The organism is Streptomyces sp. NPDC053367, assembly GCF_044545925.1.
Classification (GTDB): domain Bacteria; phylum Actinomycetota; class Actinomycetes; order Streptomycetales; family Streptomycetaceae; genus Streptomyces.
In genome coordinates, this window is sequence record NZ_JBITYN010000004.1 from 461144 (window position 1) to 475416 (window position 14273).

A 14273-nucleotide genomic window follows, 5' to 3' on the forward strand; every position below is an offset into this window, starting at 1 on the left:
CCGGGCGCCTCGGCCATGCGCTCGACGTGGCGCCGAGGGGCGCTGGTGGACCGAGTGGCATCGGCGGACGCTGCCGACGACGACGCCCGCTTGGGCACATCGCCCTGCCGGTGTTGCCCGAGGCCGCCGTGACGGCCTGCGTGGCGGCCACCGGATCCGTCGTCGTCGGGCTCCTCGGCAAGACCGTCCTTGCTGTGCCGGGCGGTCCCCTTGCGCCCTGAGTGACACGCGGCGCGGCACCCCGTAACCGGCGGAAGGCCGTCGTGTGACGTGAGTGGCGGACGTGTGCCAAGTGACTTAGTAGTATCCCAAGAGGCCGAGCAGGGAGATCAGGTTGAGCACGAGCGGGCGGCTGCGGGCAGGCGGGGCCTTCGGGTATCTGCTGCTCGTCATCATGCTCACGCTGGGCGTGTTCGCCATGCACACGCTGGGCCACCCGGAGGAGTCGTCCGGACACGCCATGGGCGGCGGCGCAGCCGTTGCGCACCAGGACGGTACGGCTCACCACGCCTCGACCGAGAAGGCTCCGGCACAGCACGACCGGATGGCCCAGCGGGAACCCGTTGCTCCGGCTGCCGCGCTGCCGGTGCACGAGCTTCCGGGCGGCATGGACCCGATGTCCGTGTGCGTGGCGGTGCTCGCGGCAGGGCTGCTCGCTCTGTTCCTGAAGGCGGCGGTGCTCCGTCGGTGGGTGGAGCGGTCGACCGCCCTGCTCGCGCGATCGATCGCCCTGGCCCGCCCTGTCGGCCCACCTCCCAGGCCCCTTCTGGCCCAGTCGTCAGTACTGCGGATATAGGCGCGCCGCCGCGCGGCCCGTTCAGTGCCGCCGCGCAACCGCGTACGCCACCGCACAGAACTGACACATGAGGTGTTTCGCACATGACTGCCCACAAGCACGCCCTGAACCGCTCCTTCCGCCGCCGTCTCGCGATCGTCGGTGTCGTCACGGCCGGCGGGCTGCTGCTCGCCGCCTGCGGCGGGGACGACATGGAAGGCATGGACCACGGGAGCGGCAGCTCCTCCTCCGCCGCGTCGACCCAGGAGGCGAAGGACAACCCGGCGCCCGGCGCGTTCAACGCCGCGGACGTCGCCTTCGCGCAGGGGATGATCCCGCACCACGAGCAGGCACTGGAGATGTCCCGGCTCGCGGACGGCCGCGCCTCCGACGCGGAGGTCAAGACCCTGGTCGCCGCCATCCAGAAGGCCCAGGACCCCGAGATCCAGACCATGAAGTCCTGGCTGAAGGCCTGGGGCAAGCCGGAGTCGGCCGAGGAGATGCCCGGCATGCACCACGGCTCCGAAGGCGCGGACCACTCGGGCATGGCCGGAATGATGTCCGGCGAGGACATGAAGAAGCTCGAAGCCGCCCGGGGCACCGAGTTCGACCGGATGTTCGCCGAGATGATGATCGCCCACCACAAGGGCGCCATCACCATGGCCGAGGACGAGCAGAAGAACGGCCGGAACGCGACGGCGCAGCAGCTCGCCGCCGACGTGGTGAAGAACCAGTCCGCCGAGGTCGAGAAGTTCGAGAAGATCCTCGACCGCCTCTGATCCGCAGCGCCCGCTGACCGCCAGGGCTCCCCGGTACACACCCGAGGGGCCCTGGTGGTCCTCTCCCCATGCCGCCGACGCCGTGAGCCGCAGTCGCCGCTCCGGCGCATCCGTACGTCCTCGAGGAATCATGAACAAGCGCCCCGCCGCCGTGGCAGCCACGGCCCTCGCTCTCGCCCTCGCCCTGGCCGCATGCTCCGACAGCGGAGACCCGACCGGCTCTTCCGCCGTCTCCGGGACGACGGTGAGCCACATCCACGGGCTCGGCCTCGACTCCGCCGACCAGCGCCTCTACGTCGCCACACACGAGGGTGTCTACACCCCTGACGCGCAGGGAGAACCAGAGCTGGTGGGCGACAGCAAGGACGACTTCATGGGCTTCACGGTGGCCGGCGACAAGACGTTCTACGCCAGCGGCCACCCCACCTCCGGCGGTGACAAGGGGCTCGTCCGCAGCACCGACGCAGGCAGGACCTGGACCTCCCTGTCCCTGTCCGGCGAGTCCGACTTCCACGCCCTGGACTTCGCCGGCGGCACCGTCTACGGCTACGACGCCGGCCAGGGTCTGCTGCGCACGACCGAAGACGGCGTGTCGTGGAAGGACGGGGCGCGGCTGGAAGCCCTCGACATAGCGGTCGGCCCCACCGACCCGGACGTCGTCCTGGCCACCACCGCTGAGGGAGTCGCCCGGAGCGTCGATGGAGGAAGGACGTTCACCACGGGACGGAGGCCGGTGATGGCCTTGCTCTCCTGGCCCGCGAAGGATGCCCTCTACGGCATCGACGTCTCCGGCGGCCTGAACCGCAGCGCGGATGGCGGCACCACGTGGAAGAAGGTCTCCACCGTGCCTGGCGGCCAGCCACAGGCACTCACCGCGGTCGGCGCCGAGCACGTCCTCGCCGCGACGCAGACCGGGGTGTTCGAGTCGCAGGACGGGGGCAGGACCTTCAAGCAGCGCATGGCCGTCACGTCGAGCGGCGGCCACTGATCCACGGCGGCCTCTCAGGCGGCCATCGTCATCAGCATGGCCCCCATCGTGCCGCTCATGCCGATGTGGGCGGTAAGGGCGGCGGCCGACGATGTGCCGGGCGGACGGCGGCGGCTCCTCGCGCCGCCAGGTCCGTGTCGTGATGGCCGTGGACCCCTGGGTGATGAGGGCGTAGGTCTCGCGTACCGCCTCGAGCCGCGCACGCGCCCCCGTCGGTCCGGTCCCGAACCTCCGCGAGCCGGGCGAGGTGGCCGGTGATCTCACGGCGTGCCACGCACCATGGCCCGCAGGGCCGCCAACCCGGCGGCCGAACCGTGGTCCGTGCGCAGCCTCTCTCCTGTGCTGCACTCCGTCCTGGCGCTGACCGTGCTGGTGCCGGCCATGATCCTCGCGGTGTGCAAGCCGCGGGGGGTCACTCCGTACGGCAGCGCCGGTGGCGGGCGGACCGAGCGGGAGGCAGGACGCCGGGGGCGGTGCCGGTGTCTCGGAGGTGAGTGCACTTTCGGATCGTCCCGCGTTCCGGCCGGACGCCCGCGAGGATCATCCGACGGTGGGGAGGCAGCCGAACAGCAGCGGGATCACCGGCACCACCGCAGCTGCGGCGGCCATCGATCCTCGGATCGCAGGATGCGGCCGCCGCGGCGGATCGAGCACGCGCCGCAGCCGGAGCAACGTGCTGGGGCCGCCCACCGCGAAGGCGCCTGCGGGGGCGGCCTTGGCTGCCGCCATCTCGTACATGGCCGTCGCGAGCACCTCGCGGGACTGGCGGCGCAGCGCCCGGTCGTCGGCGATCATCTCCAGCAGCACGCCGGCCTGTTCCCTGGCGTGACGGGCGAGTGGCAGACGCGGAAAGGCGCGGGCGAACGCCTGAGTGGCCGCCAGCGCCAGGTGGTGGCGACCGGTGATGTGCGCCCGCTCGTGTTCGAGTACGGCCTCCAGCTGGTCCGGGGACAGCAGCCGCACAGCACCGACGCTGACCACGACGCGCGGCCTGTGTCCGGGCAGGCAGTAGGCGGCGGGCAGATCGTGGTCGAGGACGGTGGCGCACAGACGGGTGGAACGTCGGCCCACCATGTCCAGGATCGTTCGGTGTCGAGAGCGAGCGCGCCGGCCGCGGAGCACTTCGAGGGCGAAGCGGCCGAGGACGAGGAACACCACGGCGAGTGGAAGGACGATCGCCAAGCGGTCGGCCGTCGTGGGGTGGGACGTGGCGAGGCCGCAGGTACGGAGCACGCCGATCAAACCGATATGGAGGTGCCGGGTGGGGGCGGCGAGATGATGCGCGGCGAGTGCGGCGGCAAGGGTGAAGGAAACGGTCAGCCCGAGCCACACCGTCAGGGCCAGGACCGGCGCACGATGCGGCCAGGCGCTGCGCAGCAGCAGTTGCGGTGCGAGGAGACCGACTCCCGCCGCGTAGCCGAGCAGCGCGGGCACCGCGTTCACGACTCGCCCCGCCGTCCCGCGGCGCGCAATGCCTTGCGCAGCGCATCGATCTCGTCGGGACCCATCTGCCGGACGAAGTGGGTGAGAGCCACAGGGCGGTCCTCACTCGCGCCGAGCGCGTCCTCCATGAGCGCCGCCGCGTACTGTTCGCGGCTGCGGACCGGTGTGTACACCCAGGCGCGGCCTTGCTTGCTGCGGACCAGCCAGCCCTTGTTGTAGAGGATCGTCGCGACCGTCATCACGGTCGTATAGGCGAGCGGCCGTTCTCTGTTGATGTCGTCGACGATCTCGCGCACCGTCGTCGGCCGCTGCCACCGCCAGAGGCGGTCCATGATCTCCGCCTCCAGGTCCCCCAGCCGCCGCATGATCGCTCCCTCTCAGCCCCAGTACGCTGCGCCATAGTAGGTCGTGTCGGCCCCGGGTTCTCAAGCCGGAGCAGGGACGTACGGCATCCGCCTGAGCGGAGGGTGCGTTTCTGCGGGGGCGACAGCGGAGAGGCCGGCGTATCCGGCCCCCGTTCGGGCCGAGCCGACGAGTCGTAGCCCGCCTCGTCGACAGCAGCCCGAACGGTCTCTTCGCCGAGCGGGGCGAGGGAGGTGACGGTCACCTCGCCGGTCTTGGCGACGGCCTTCACGGAGGTGACCCCTCCTGCGCGGAGATCTCCCCGGAGACCGAGCCCTCGCAGTGGCCGCAGGTCATGCCGGACACCTTGTGGACGACCGTCGTCCCAGTGCCCTCGGTGTCGGCCGCGGCGCCGGAGCGGCAGGAGCCGTCGGTGGAGCAGCAGGAGCCGGAGTTGTTCCGGTCGGTCATGGCTTCTTCCTCAGTTGTCGATGCGCGGGACACTGGCGACCGCTCGTTCTTCGAGCGCCCTGCCCTGGGCGGCTATGCACCCCCGGGGGGTACCTGGGTGTAGACCGGCAAAGCGCTCGACTCGCCCCGCACCGTCAGCCTGTGCGGCGGCCCGCGAACGGGCTCGGGCCGGTCGGACCCACTGGCCGGCGACCGGGGTCGCACGCGACGCGCGGTTTCGGCCAGGTGCGCACTCACCCGGGACGGGCACGAAGCTGGTCCGTCTCTCGGATGCCAGGGCGGTGTGAGGCTGCTCTGTCGTGGTCGGCCTGTCCGGCTCGTCAGCTCTCCGGCAGCACGAGCGTGCATGTCTCTCCGGGCGCGACGGTCACGGCCCGGTCGGCCAGCACCACGCGGATCGGTGACTCCTCGGAGTCGGGCACGTGGATCTCCAGCTGTCCGCTCCGCCGCTGTATGCCGACGCCCCAGTGGCCGCGGTAGCGCAGGGAGAACCCGTACTCCGACAGCGCGGGCAGGGGAACCGGATCCACGCGCAGGGCGTCCCCGCGCGTCTCCAGCCCGGTCAGGCCGCGCTGCACCAGATCCAGGGTCCCGGCCATGGCACCCAGGTGGATGCCTTCACCGGTCGTGCCGCCCTGGATGTCGGCGATGTCCGCGTCCAGGGCCTCGTGGACATAGCTCCACGCCTCCGCTCGTCTGGCCCGGGCCAGGACGAGGCCGTGGACGAGGCCGCTGAGTGTGGAGCCGTGGCTGGTGCGCCGAAGGTAGTAGTCGACGGTCCCGCGCCAGACCTCGTCGTCGACGTCGTAGCCGAGGCGATGGAACAGGGCCCGCAGCTCGCCGGGCGAGAAGAGGTGACCGAGCATCAGGACGTCGGCCTGTTTGGAGGCCTGGTAGCGGTTCACCGAGTCACCCTCGGCCTCCAGGATCCGGTCCAGCCGCCGGATGCTTGCGTAGCGGGTGCGGTAGGCGTCCCAGTCCAGTTCGGTGAGGTCGCCGTAGCCGTCGAACTGGCTGATGACGCCCTGGTGGAACGGCACCCGCAGCCGCCGGGAGACCTCGTCCCACTTCGGGAGTTCGCCGCTGTCCAGTTCGATGCGATCGAACAGCTCCTGCCGGCGCCATGCCGGCATACGCCGCACCAGGTCCAGGGCGCGGCTGAGGACCCAGGCGGCCGTGACGTTCGTGTACGCGTTGTCGTCCAGGCCGGGCCGGGCGGCGTCGGGGTAGCCGTCGTGGTACTCGTCGGGGCCGACCACGCCGCGGATACGGTAGCGGCCGAGGCCGGGGGCGAATTCCGCGCTGTCCGCCCAGAAACGGGCGATCTGCAGCAGCATCTCCGCGCCCTTGGTGTGGAGGTACTCGGTGTCGCCGGTCGCTTCGCAGTACTGCCACACGTTGTAGGCGATCGCCGAGCCGACGTGGTGCTGGAGCCGGGAGTTGTCCGGCAGCCAGCGGCCCGAACGGGGGTTGAGGTGCAGTTCCTGGGTCTCCTCACGGCCGTCGCTACCGGACTGCCACGGGTACATCGCCCCGGCCCGGCCCGCGGCACGGGCCGCGCGGCACGCCTGTGGCAGGCGCCTGTGACGGTAGTTGAGCAGGGCCCGCGAGACCTCCGGGAGATGCAGGTTCAGATACGGCAGCACGAACAGCTCGTCCCAGAAGACATGGCCCCGGTACGCCTCGCCGTGCAGCCCACGGGCCGGCACGCCCACGTCGAGGTCCGCGGTGTGCGGGGACAACGTCTGCAGCACATGGAACAGATGCAGTCGCAGGACACGGCCCGCCTCGCCGGGCACCTGGACGTCCGCGCCCCGCCACAGGCGGGCCCAGGCCGCGGCATGGGAGTCCATCAGCGCCGGGAAGCCCGGGGCCGTGGCCACCCGGTCCAGCGCCGCGCCGAGCGGGTCACTGATCGCCGGGTCACGGGAGGTGTGCACGGCCACGGTCTTGTCGACGACGGCGGGCCGGCCCGGCCCGACCGGTACCACCAACCGGTGTACGGCACGGCGGTGAGACGGACGAAGCTCCGACGACGTGGGCGGCTGCCCGACGGCGACCGTACGGGCCGCCATGCCGATCCCGATGTCGGACGTGCTGGTGCGGCAGCTCAGCCACGTCACGTCGGCCGTGGACGCGCCCGTCCGCACATGGAGCAGGTGGCGCCGGTTGAGAGACCGGTAACGGTGCACGTTGCCGTTGATCACGTCCCCGTCGAGGACGGACTCCAGCTCGAGCTCGCCGGACCACTCCTCGGCCGTGACAACGGTCCGCAGTGCGGCCAGATGAGGATCCGCCATGTGCACCAGCCGGACCTGCTCCACACTCACCGTCCCCGCCTCGTCGTCCCGGAACCGGAACGTGCGCGTGAGCGTGCCCCGGCGCAGATCCAGGATGTGCCGGTGGTCGAGCGGCTGCCGCCTGTCGGGCGAGAACCACGGGCCCGCCGATCCGTCCGCGAAGCGCAGACGGAAGCGCAGGAGCAGCCAGTTCGGGAGATTCACCAGGTCCTCGTTCACCACCCGCCGCCCCGCAACCGTGGACTCGAGGCGGTTGTAGACCCCGGCCGCATAGGTGGCCGGGTAGTGCACCAGGCCCGCCCTGCTCTCGGGTACGGCTCCGCGGGTGGCGAAGTAGCCGTTGCCGAGCGTGCACAACGACTCGCGCAGGCGCTCCCCGTCCGCGTCGTAACCCTCGTACTCCCAGGTCCACTCCGACATCCGCCGGCCCCTCCTCTGTCCGCTCACGCTACGGGCGGGCGTACGGGGTCATGCCCGTTGCGGGACCACGGCCACCGGACACTCGGCGGGATGCAGCGGGGTGTGCGCGACCCGGCCGAGCGGCGGACCGGCACGGCCATGACGCCTGCGCGCACCCACGACCCCCGGGTCGGCGCCGCCGGACGCGTCCAGGAGGACCTCGTGGGCGGGGCCTTCGAGACCACGATCACCGGGCACACGGCACGGGCGGCCACCGCGAGGCTGACCGATCCCAGCAGCATCCCGGCCATCTCTCCGCGGCCACGGGAGCCGGTGGACAGGGCGAAGGACTCCGCAGCCGCGTGCAGCAGCACGGACACGGCGTCCTCGGGCAGGACGTCGCTCGACACCTTCACCTCCCGGTTGCGCCTCCGGGCGCGTTCCACGCAGGAGGCGGTGATGCGCTCGGCCACGACCTCCTCGGCCGGACGGCCGGTGCCGAGCGACGGGCGGCCTCCCTCGTACCGCTCCCGCAAAGAGGCGTGGACGAGCCGCAGAGACAGCCCTGGGGCGCGCCGCCTCGTCCACCGCCTGCACGCCGGAATCCGATCCGTCGACCCCCGCGACCAGCAAGAGCTCCACGGTCACCACCACCTTCCGGCCCGGCCACTGCCGCAGGCCCCTGCCCATACCGTCGCACCGCTCGGCTTCCGTCGCGACATCGAGGCACAGTCGAGCGCCGCGGGCGAACGAGCCCTCGGCCCAGGTTGCCTCGCGTCGATCTGCGACGATCGTGCTTGCCGGGGCCGGTGTCCTCCCGAGGCCTGACGACAAGGATCGCGGTGCCTGAGCCCCCGCACATCGGCAGCGATGTGATGACTCGGACGGTCGTGGCCGTCGGACGCGACGCCCCCTTCAAGGACGCGCACACCATGGGACCAGTGGAAGGTCGGTGCGATGCCGGTCCTGGAGGGTGAAGGGCGTGTCATCGGCGTCGTCTCCCAGGCCGGTCACACTGCGCGGGCACATCCATGACACCTCGCTCATCTCGGTCGCCGTGCGCCTCGTACGCGCCGTCGAGGGCGTCGTCGACGTCGAGCCCCACCTCACCGCCCCTGGCCTGTGGACGCCTACTCCTCGGCCGGGACGATGCGCCGGCCCGTGAGGCGCGTGGGCCGGATCGAGACCCACATCTCGCGTGCACCGCCCGCCCATGGTTCGGTGTGGGCGCGCTGGGCGAGCCTGCGCACGGCGTCGGGCTCGGTGACGACGCTCGCGGGGCCGACGGCGAGCACACTCCAGCCCTGGCTCATCGCCTCGTCCACATGGTCGACCTCGAAGGCGACCTCCGTTCCGACGGCCGCCGCGGGCACGGAGTCGGGTGCGGTCCGGAAGACGATCGCGTCGTCCATCACCTCGTAGTTGACCGGGACGACGGCAGGGTGGCCGTCGGGCGCCGACACGGCGATACGTCCCACGCCGTGGGTGGACAGCAGGCGGCGGCACTCCTGCGGGCCGAGGTCCACCAGCTGGGGATGCAGCAGCGCGTGGCCCTGACCGGGCGGCAGGTCGACTCCCGCCCCGCGCAGCGCCGTGACGGTGGTGCCCAGCGCGGCTGCCAGGCCGAGGAGAGTCGCCAGGGTCGGGTCGGCCGGCTGTTCCTCCAGGTACGCGAGATAGTCCGGCGAGATGCGGGCGCGGTGTGCCGTTTCGCTCCGGCTCAGCCCGCGCCTTCGGCGTTCGGCGGCCACGCGCCGGCCGATGTCGCCGGGGTTGGGTGTCCCGGTCGCCGGAGCCACCGCGGGACCGGCCCCTGCCTCACCCGGGTCCGGCCGGGAAGACCCGCGGGTGGTCATCCGCCGCTGCTCATGCTCCACATGCCGGATGTGTGCGTCGGGCCCGGGGAACACCAGCGTCACTTCGTCGGTGTCCGACCAGCGCACGTCGTAGGGGGGCGTTCCGTCGTCGTGGTGAAGTCCGACGATCTCGCCGTCGCGCCTGGTGGCGCCGGTCGCCGGGCTTTCGATGACGAGCTGGTCGCCGAGGTGAGCTCGCATGGTCGCCGCCCTCTCCTCAGAATGGTGCTGTACCCAACGTGCCACGCGCGGCACGCCGCCGCACGGGACGACCGGCCCCTTCCCGGGCCCGGGCCGAACCGGCCGGATGTCGAGCGGTCACACCCTGGACGGGAGAGGCGCCATGCATCACCGAACGGTCGCGGAGCTCATGACCCGGGACGTCGTCAAGGCGCGGCCCGACCTGCCGTTCAAGGAGATCGTCAGGCTGCTGGCGGACAACGACGTCACCGCCGTACCCGTCGTGGACGAACTGGACCGCCCGGTCGGTGTGGTGTCCGAGGCGGACCTGCTGCGCAAGAGCGCGGACCAGGCCGACCCGTCGAGCAGGATCCCCGCTGCGCACCTGGAGGCACGGGAGCGGGCCAAGGCCGAGGGTTCCCGCGCCGAGGAGCTGATGTCGGCTCCCGCCGTGTGCGCACGTCCGGAGTTCAGTGTGGTGGAGGCCGCGCGCCTGATGGAGGCCCATCAGGTCAAGCGACTGCCCGTCGTGGACGAGACGGACAGACTCCTGGGCATCGTCAGCCGCAGCGACCTGCTGCGGGTCTTCCTGCGCCGTGACGACGCCATCCGCGACGAGATCACCGAGGATGTGCTGCGGCGCACGGTGAGACTTGCTCCCTCGGAGGTGACGGTCGAGGTGCGCGACGGGCGGGTCGACCTCAGAGGCTCGGTCGAGTACAGGAGTCTGATCCCCGTCATCGAGCGACTGTGCCGGGGCGTCGACGGCGTGGTCTCGGTCGCCGAGCACCTGGCCTACCGGACCGACGACGCCCGGCCCTCCCCCACCTCCGCCTACTGAAAGGGCCCTCGTTCCGTGTCGCCGCGCCGAGGAGGCAGGTCGCGGACGAAGAGGCTGAACGTCGCGGGGCCGCCCCCCCTCGGAGGCAGCACACGGCCGTCGTCACTTCGTACAGGTCGGTGGCCGTCACGTCGTCCCACCACCGGACGGCGACGGGCCGCGGCGGGCACAGGGCCCGAAGGTCCCTGCGGGGACGACTTCCGGCCCCGCCGGCCGACGTCGGCCTGGTCCGTCTCCGCGCCCGTCGGGTCATATCCGGGGGACGACCGCGATCGGACAGGGCGCGTGATGCAGTACCGCGTGGTTGATCAGTCCCAGTTGCAGTCCCAGGTGCCCCTGTCGTCTGCGGGCACCGACGACCAGCAGGTCCGCGTCGGAGGCCGCCTCCAGGAGAGCCTGGCGTGCCGGTCCCTGGATCACCCGCCTGCTCACCGGGACGTCGCCGTACCGCTCCGACGCGCCCCGCAGGGCGTCGTCCAGCACCTGCGTCGGCGGGCGCCGGTGTGCCTCCAGCGCGAACCTCGACGGGGCCTGAGGCGTGGTGAAGGCGCCGAACGGTGCGCTCCAGGCGTGCACCGCCACCAGCCGGCAGCGCCGCACCTGGGCCTCACGGAAGGCGAACTGCACGGCCGTGTCGCTGCCTTCTCCCTCCTCGACACCGACGACGACGTTCCCGAACCGGGCATCCCGGTGCTCAGCAGCGCCGCGCACCACGACGACCGGGCAGTCCGCTCGTGCCGCCACCGCGAGACTGACCGACCCCAGGAGCATTCCGGCGAGGTCGCCGAGCCCTCTCGATCCCAGCACCAGCGCGAAAGCGTTGCGCCCTTTGTCGACCAGCGCGGCGGTCGCGTCCTCGGGCAGCACCTCGCTCGACAGGCGCACCGTGGGGGCGCCTTCCCTGACACGTCGGGAGGCCGCGTCGATGACCTCGGACGCCTCCCGGTCCCGCGCCGCCGCGTGCAGGAGGTGGAGCGGCACGTCATGCCGAGCGGCTTCCCCGGCGGCCCAGTCCACCGCCTCCAGGCTCGCCTCGGACCCGTCGATGCCGACCACCAGGGGAATCGCCACCGCCCCTCTCCTCTCGACCGGATCCCGCATCTGCGGCCCCCTCACGAGCACTGACCACGCGGACGTCTCCCGCCCATGCTGCGCGGACGCGGCTCCCTGTCGTAGGTCTCACTCGATGTCGAGTACCTCGCGCACGGGGCGGCGCGGCGTTCGAGGACCCGAGGGGCCGTATCCGAGCCGGAGCACGATCTGTACGAAACCCATCGCGGACCGCGGATCGCGCACGGCCCAGCGGATGTCCGGCCATTCGAGCGCGTGCGAGGTGAGGGAGGTGGCCAGCCCGTCCACGGTGGCCCGGAGCAGGACGCGTTCCAGGGCCTGGCCGGCCCGCAGCCAGTCCCGCGGCCGGTCCTCGGCGGTGCCCAGCAGGGCGAGCTGGGGCACGTTCTCGAACGTGGCGGCGTCGCGGCCGGGCACGGCATGCCGGTCGGCGAAGTCCCGCACGGGCGCCCTGCCGCCGTACTTGCGCGGTCCGAAGGCGTAGTCCGGGATCCCGTCCGTCGCCGCGTCCACGGCTTCGACACCGATACGGGTCCAGCGCCGCAGTTCCTTCGAGGCGGCGGGGTCCCTGGCGTCGTGCCCCTCCGCGTCGTGGACCAGGTCCAGAAGTGTCTGCACGTGCCATGCGTCGGGGAAGGTCAGCCGCGCTCCCTCCAGGAGTGCGGCTGCGCTGAGGGCGTCCTTGATGGGCTGGGGTATCTCCTCGTCCGTGAACGGGTGACGGCTGGTGTGACGCCGGTGGACCGCCGGATACAGCGCGGCGAGGTCGGTGTCGTAGGAGGCAGGGCCGGCCAGCCGCACTGTGGCGAGCAGGTGCGGGTCCGCGGGGTCGGGCAGCAGGTCGACGACCGGCTGCCGGCCGGCGTGAGCGGCGGCGACCCGCAGATTGAACAGGGCGGCGCCGCAGCCCAGGTGGAGGCCGCGGGTGGTGGGGTCGGCGCGCGGAATGGCACGCTCCAGGTCCGCGCACAGGTGGAAGGTGCCGTCGGCGCGACGGAAGCGGAACTTCCACGGCTGTGCGTTGTACATGGACGGGGCGGCCGTGGCGTCCTCGACCAGTGCCGTCACGGTCCTCATGTCGAGTGCGGGTACTGACACCGAGGCCTCCCTCCGGGAGCTGTCCGGCCGGTCACGCGACGCGATGTCCGCCCCCTACCACTATTCCACCGGGCGTGAGGAGCGCACGTCCGCCGGAGGGGAAGAGGCGTCCTGTGGCCGCTCGCGCGCACCCCGTGCACCATGGCGTCACCGGTCGCATCATGGTCTCGGGCGGCCCTGCCCGCGCACGGCAGGGACCTTCGGAACACCACGGTCGACCGTCGGGCCCCTGCCCACAGCCGTTTCGCCGTCCTTCCTTCCCCTCGCCCTCGCACGGGCACACACGAAACGCACAGGGAGGTGGGCGATGAGCTTCACGGACCGCGAACTGTGGGGACTGGTCCACGGCATGGTCCTCGGTGCGGTGTTCCTGCTGGCCTTCGCCGGCGGACTGGCCGACCTCTACGGGCTCAGGACGGCGCTTGTCACCGGCGCCGGTGTCGTCGAGCGCATGCGCCGGCTGAGGATCGGGGTCACGGCGATGGCGGTGGCCGCCTGGGGAACCGTGATCACCGGCACCTGGGTGGTCTACCCGTGGTACCGGGAGAAGACGCCGGACAGCCCCAAGTCGCAGTTGCTGGCCGATCCGGAGACCGCGGACTGGCACGAGTTCGGCATGGAGTGGAAGGAACACCTTGCCTGGCTCAGTCCGATCCTCGCCACCACGGTCGCCTTCATCGTCCTCTACTACGGCAACACCCTCGTCCGCCACAACCGAGTACGGCGCACCACGATGCTGCTGTACGTGCTCGCCTTCGCCTTCGCCGCGATCGCAGGGGCGTTCGGCGCCCTCATCACCAAAGTCGCACCGGTCGAGTGAGCCGGGGAGTGATCGAGATGACCCAGCACGAGGGAAGCGCACGACACGACGACCAGCCTCCACCGGCCCCGGAGACCGAGGACACGGGCCTCGCGGACGTCGACCGGCCGGAGGGACCGATCTCCGCCGCCATCATCGCCGCCGGCATCGGAGCTTTCGCTCTGGGCCTGTTCACCACCCTTGCCGAGGCCAGCACGGACGTCGCGGACTGGCTGCAGTGGAACGACCGGGTCGGCCCGCTGTCCGGCAAAACCCTCATGGCGGTGATCGTCTGGCTGGTCTCCTGGGCGGTCCTGCACCTGGCCCTGAGGAACAAGCCACGGGAGACGGGACGCGCGCTCACCGTGGCTCTGGTCCTGATCGCGCTCGGAGTGCTCGGCACCTTCCCGACGTTCTTCCAGCTCTTCGCGCCCGAGTAGAGACCCGGGCCCGGCGAGGGACGGCGGCGTCCGGTGCAGTGACGGAACCGATACCGAGGCGGTGGCCCGCACTGCCGTGACTCGCGTCGCCGGCCGGGGTGTTCGGCCGCGACAGCCGATGCCCGCCAGGGTCAGCGCCCCGACGAGCGAGGCGATCACAGCCGCCATGGCACTCACCCCCGACCCGGGCCGGGCCGGTCAGGGCCTGCCGGGCCCGGTGTGGTGGTCGTGCTTGCGCGGCGGGTCCAAGTCCCGGTCGTCGCGGTGCCGGTCGTGGCCGCCGTGCATGTCCTGGCCGTGCATGCCGCGCATCATGAAGAACATCATCAGCGGGCAGGCCGCGACGAGGGCGAGCCAGACGAGGCTTTGCAGGGACGCGCCGACGATCAGGGCGCCGACGACGACGATCGCGGCGGCGAGGGCGTACATGCCGTAGTTGCGCTTGTCGTTCATCACGGGCCTCCGTCGGCGGAGGGCAGAGGCCGCGACCA

At 71.8% G+C, this 14273-nt stretch carries 13 protein-coding genes and 3 pseudogenes; 7 read left to right on the forward strand and 9 right to left on the reverse strand.

Annotated elements, in window-relative coordinates; translation table 11 throughout:
- Window positions 1–334: 334 nt before the first annotated feature.
- The 3 genes from ACIGXJ_RS14780 (at window position 335) to ACIGXJ_RS14790 (ending at window position 2542) form a co-directional block, all read left to right on the forward strand.
- Window positions 335–796 (forward strand): hypothetical protein, encoded by a 462-nt coding sequence (locus ACIGXJ_RS14780; protein ID WP_399644600.1) that lies wholly within the window; start codon window positions 335–337, stop codon window positions 794–796.
- A gap of 83 nt (window positions 797–879) precedes the next feature.
- The gene (locus tag ACIGXJ_RS14785; RefSeq protein ID WP_399644602.1) at window positions 880–1554 is read left to right on the forward strand and encodes a DUF305 domain-containing protein; all 675 of its coding nucleotides are present in this window, start codon (window positions 880–882) and stop codon (window positions 1552–1554) included.
- Between the two features lie 130 nt (window positions 1555–1684).
- Window positions 1685–2542, forward strand: a complete 858-nt coding sequence (locus ACIGXJ_RS14790) for a F510_1955 family glycosylhydrolase (RefSeq protein ID WP_399644604.1) — start codon at window positions 1685–1687, stop codon at window positions 2540–2542.
- Between the two features lie 540 nt (window positions 2543–3082).
- On the opposite strand, the gene ACIGXJ_RS14795 is transcribed toward ACIGXJ_RS14790, so the two are convergent.
- The 5 genes and pseudogenes from ACIGXJ_RS14795 to ACIGXJ_RS14815 all read right to left on the reverse strand — a co-directional run bounded on the left by ACIGXJ_RS14795 (window position 3083) and on the right by ACIGXJ_RS14815 (window position 8139).
- Entirely contained in the window at window positions 3083–3985 is a 903-nt protein-coding gene (locus tag ACIGXJ_RS14795; protein WP_399644606.1) for a M56 family metallopeptidase, read from the reverse strand.
- Window positions 3982–4350 (reverse strand): BlaI/MecI/CopY family transcriptional regulator, encoded by a 369-nt coding sequence (locus tag ACIGXJ_RS14800; protein ID WP_399644609.1) that lies wholly within the window; start codon window positions 4348–4350, stop codon window positions 3982–3984. Before ACIGXJ_RS14800 ends, ACIGXJ_RS14795 begins: the two co-directional genes overlap by 4 nt.
- Window positions 4351–4508: 158 nt before the next feature.
- Window positions 4509–4798 (reverse strand): annotated as a pseudogene (locus ACIGXJ_RS14805) (heavy-metal-associated domain-containing protein); the annotation flags it as partial.
- 320 nt (window positions 4799–5118) lie between these two features.
- On the reverse strand, window positions 5119–7518 hold the full coding sequence (locus ACIGXJ_RS14810; RefSeq protein ID WP_399644611.1) for a glycoside hydrolase family 65 protein: 2400 nt from the start codon (window positions 7516–7518) through the stop codon (window positions 5119–5121).
- Window positions 7519–7566: 48 nt separating this feature from the next.
- Window positions 7567–8139, reverse strand: a pseudogene (locus tag ACIGXJ_RS14815) (universal stress protein).
- Window positions 8140–8372: 233 nt separating this feature from the next.
- Between ACIGXJ_RS14815 and ACIGXJ_RS14820 the strand changes: the two are divergent.
- Window positions 8373–8505, forward strand: a pseudogene (locus ACIGXJ_RS14820) (CBS domain-containing protein); the annotation flags it as partial.
- Between the two features lie 122 nt (window positions 8506–8627).
- Here the strand turns inward: ACIGXJ_RS14820 and ACIGXJ_RS14825 are convergent.
- The gene (locus ACIGXJ_RS14825; RefSeq protein WP_399644613.1) at window positions 8628–9554 is read right to left on the reverse strand and encodes a pyridoxamine 5'-phosphate oxidase family protein; all 927 of its coding nucleotides are present in this window, start codon (window positions 9552–9554) and stop codon (window positions 8628–8630) included.
- Between the two features lie 142 nt (window positions 9555–9696).
- Here ACIGXJ_RS14825 and ACIGXJ_RS14830 point away from each other — a divergent pair, with 142 nt between their 5' ends.
- Complete coding sequence (locus ACIGXJ_RS14830; RefSeq protein WP_399644616.1) at window positions 9697–10374, forward strand: CBS domain-containing protein; 678 nt, start codon at window positions 9697–9699, stop codon at window positions 10372–10374.
- A 249-nt stretch (window positions 10375–10623) separates the two neighbouring features.
- Here ACIGXJ_RS14830 and ACIGXJ_RS14835 read toward each other — a convergent pair whose 3' ends face one another.
- Window positions 10624–11445, reverse strand: coding sequence for a universal stress protein (locus ACIGXJ_RS14835; protein WP_399644618.1), 822 nt, complete (start codon window positions 11443–11445; stop codon window positions 10624–10626).
- 108 nt (window positions 11446–11553) lie between these two features.
- The gene (locus ACIGXJ_RS14840) at window positions 11554–12543 is read right to left on the reverse strand and encodes an Acg family FMN-binding oxidoreductase (protein WP_399644620.1); all 990 of its coding nucleotides are present in this window, start codon (window positions 12541–12543) and stop codon (window positions 11554–11556) included.
- A 307-nt stretch (window positions 12544–12850) separates the two neighbouring features.
- Here ACIGXJ_RS14840 and ACIGXJ_RS14845 point away from each other — a divergent pair, with 307 nt between their 5' ends.
- Both ACIGXJ_RS14845 and ACIGXJ_RS14850 read left to right on the forward strand, forming a co-directional pair.
- Complete coding sequence (locus tag ACIGXJ_RS14845) at window positions 12851–13363, forward strand: hypothetical protein (protein WP_399644623.1); 513 nt, start codon at window positions 12851–12853, stop codon at window positions 13361–13363.
- A gap of 17 nt (window positions 13364–13380) precedes the next feature.
- Window positions 13381–13782 (forward strand): hypothetical protein, encoded by a 402-nt coding sequence (locus ACIGXJ_RS14850; RefSeq protein ID WP_399644626.1) that lies wholly within the window; start codon window positions 13381–13383, stop codon window positions 13780–13782.
- 198 nt (window positions 13783–13980) lie between these two features.
- Here ACIGXJ_RS14850 and ACIGXJ_RS14855 read toward each other — a convergent pair whose 3' ends face one another.
- Window positions 13981–14235 carry a DUF2933 domain-containing protein gene (locus ACIGXJ_RS14855; protein ID WP_399644628.1) on the reverse strand — a complete coding sequence of 85 codons (255 nt, stop codon included), beginning with the start codon at window positions 14233–14235 and terminating at the stop codon, window positions 13981–13983.
- Window positions 14236–14273 lie beyond the last annotated feature (38 nt).

What these genes read in the sequence shown, in the direction of transcription:
- ACIGXJ_RS14785 (WP_399644602.1), top strand. Translation starts at nt 880, where the DNA reads ATGACTGCCCACAAGCACGCCCTGAACCGCTCCTTCCGCCGCCGTCTC.
- ACIGXJ_RS14810 (WP_399644611.1), bottom strand. Translation starts at nt 7,518, where the DNA reads ATGTCGGAGTGGACCTGGGAGTACGAGGGTTACGACGCGGACGGGGAG.
- ACIGXJ_RS14845 (WP_399644623.1), top strand. Translation starts at nt 12,851, where the DNA reads ATGAGCTTCACGGACCGCGAACTGTGGGGACTGGTCCACGGCATGGTC.
- ACIGXJ_RS14825 (WP_399644613.1), bottom strand. Translation starts at nt 9,554, where the DNA reads ATGCGAGCTCACCTCGGCGACCAGCTCGTCATCGAAAGCCCGGCGACC.
- ACIGXJ_RS14855 (WP_399644628.1), bottom strand. Translation starts at nt 14,235, where the DNA reads ATGAACGACAAGCGCAACTACGGCATGTACGCCCTCGCCGCCGCGATC.
- ACIGXJ_RS14850 (WP_399644626.1), top strand. Translation starts at nt 13,381, where the DNA reads ATGACCCAGCACGAGGGAAGCGCACGACACGACGACCAGCCTCCACCG.
- ACIGXJ_RS14790 (WP_399644604.1), top strand. Translation starts at nt 1,685, where the DNA reads ATGAACAAGCGCCCCGCCGCCGTGGCAGCCACGGCCCTCGCTCTCGCC.
- ACIGXJ_RS14800 (WP_399644609.1), bottom strand. Translation starts at nt 4,350, where the DNA reads ATGCGGCGGCTGGGGGACCTGGAGGCGGAGATCATGGACCGCCTCTGG.
- ACIGXJ_RS14830 (WP_399644616.1), top strand. Translation starts at nt 9,697, where the DNA reads ATGCATCACCGAACGGTCGCGGAGCTCATGACCCGGGACGTCGTCAAG.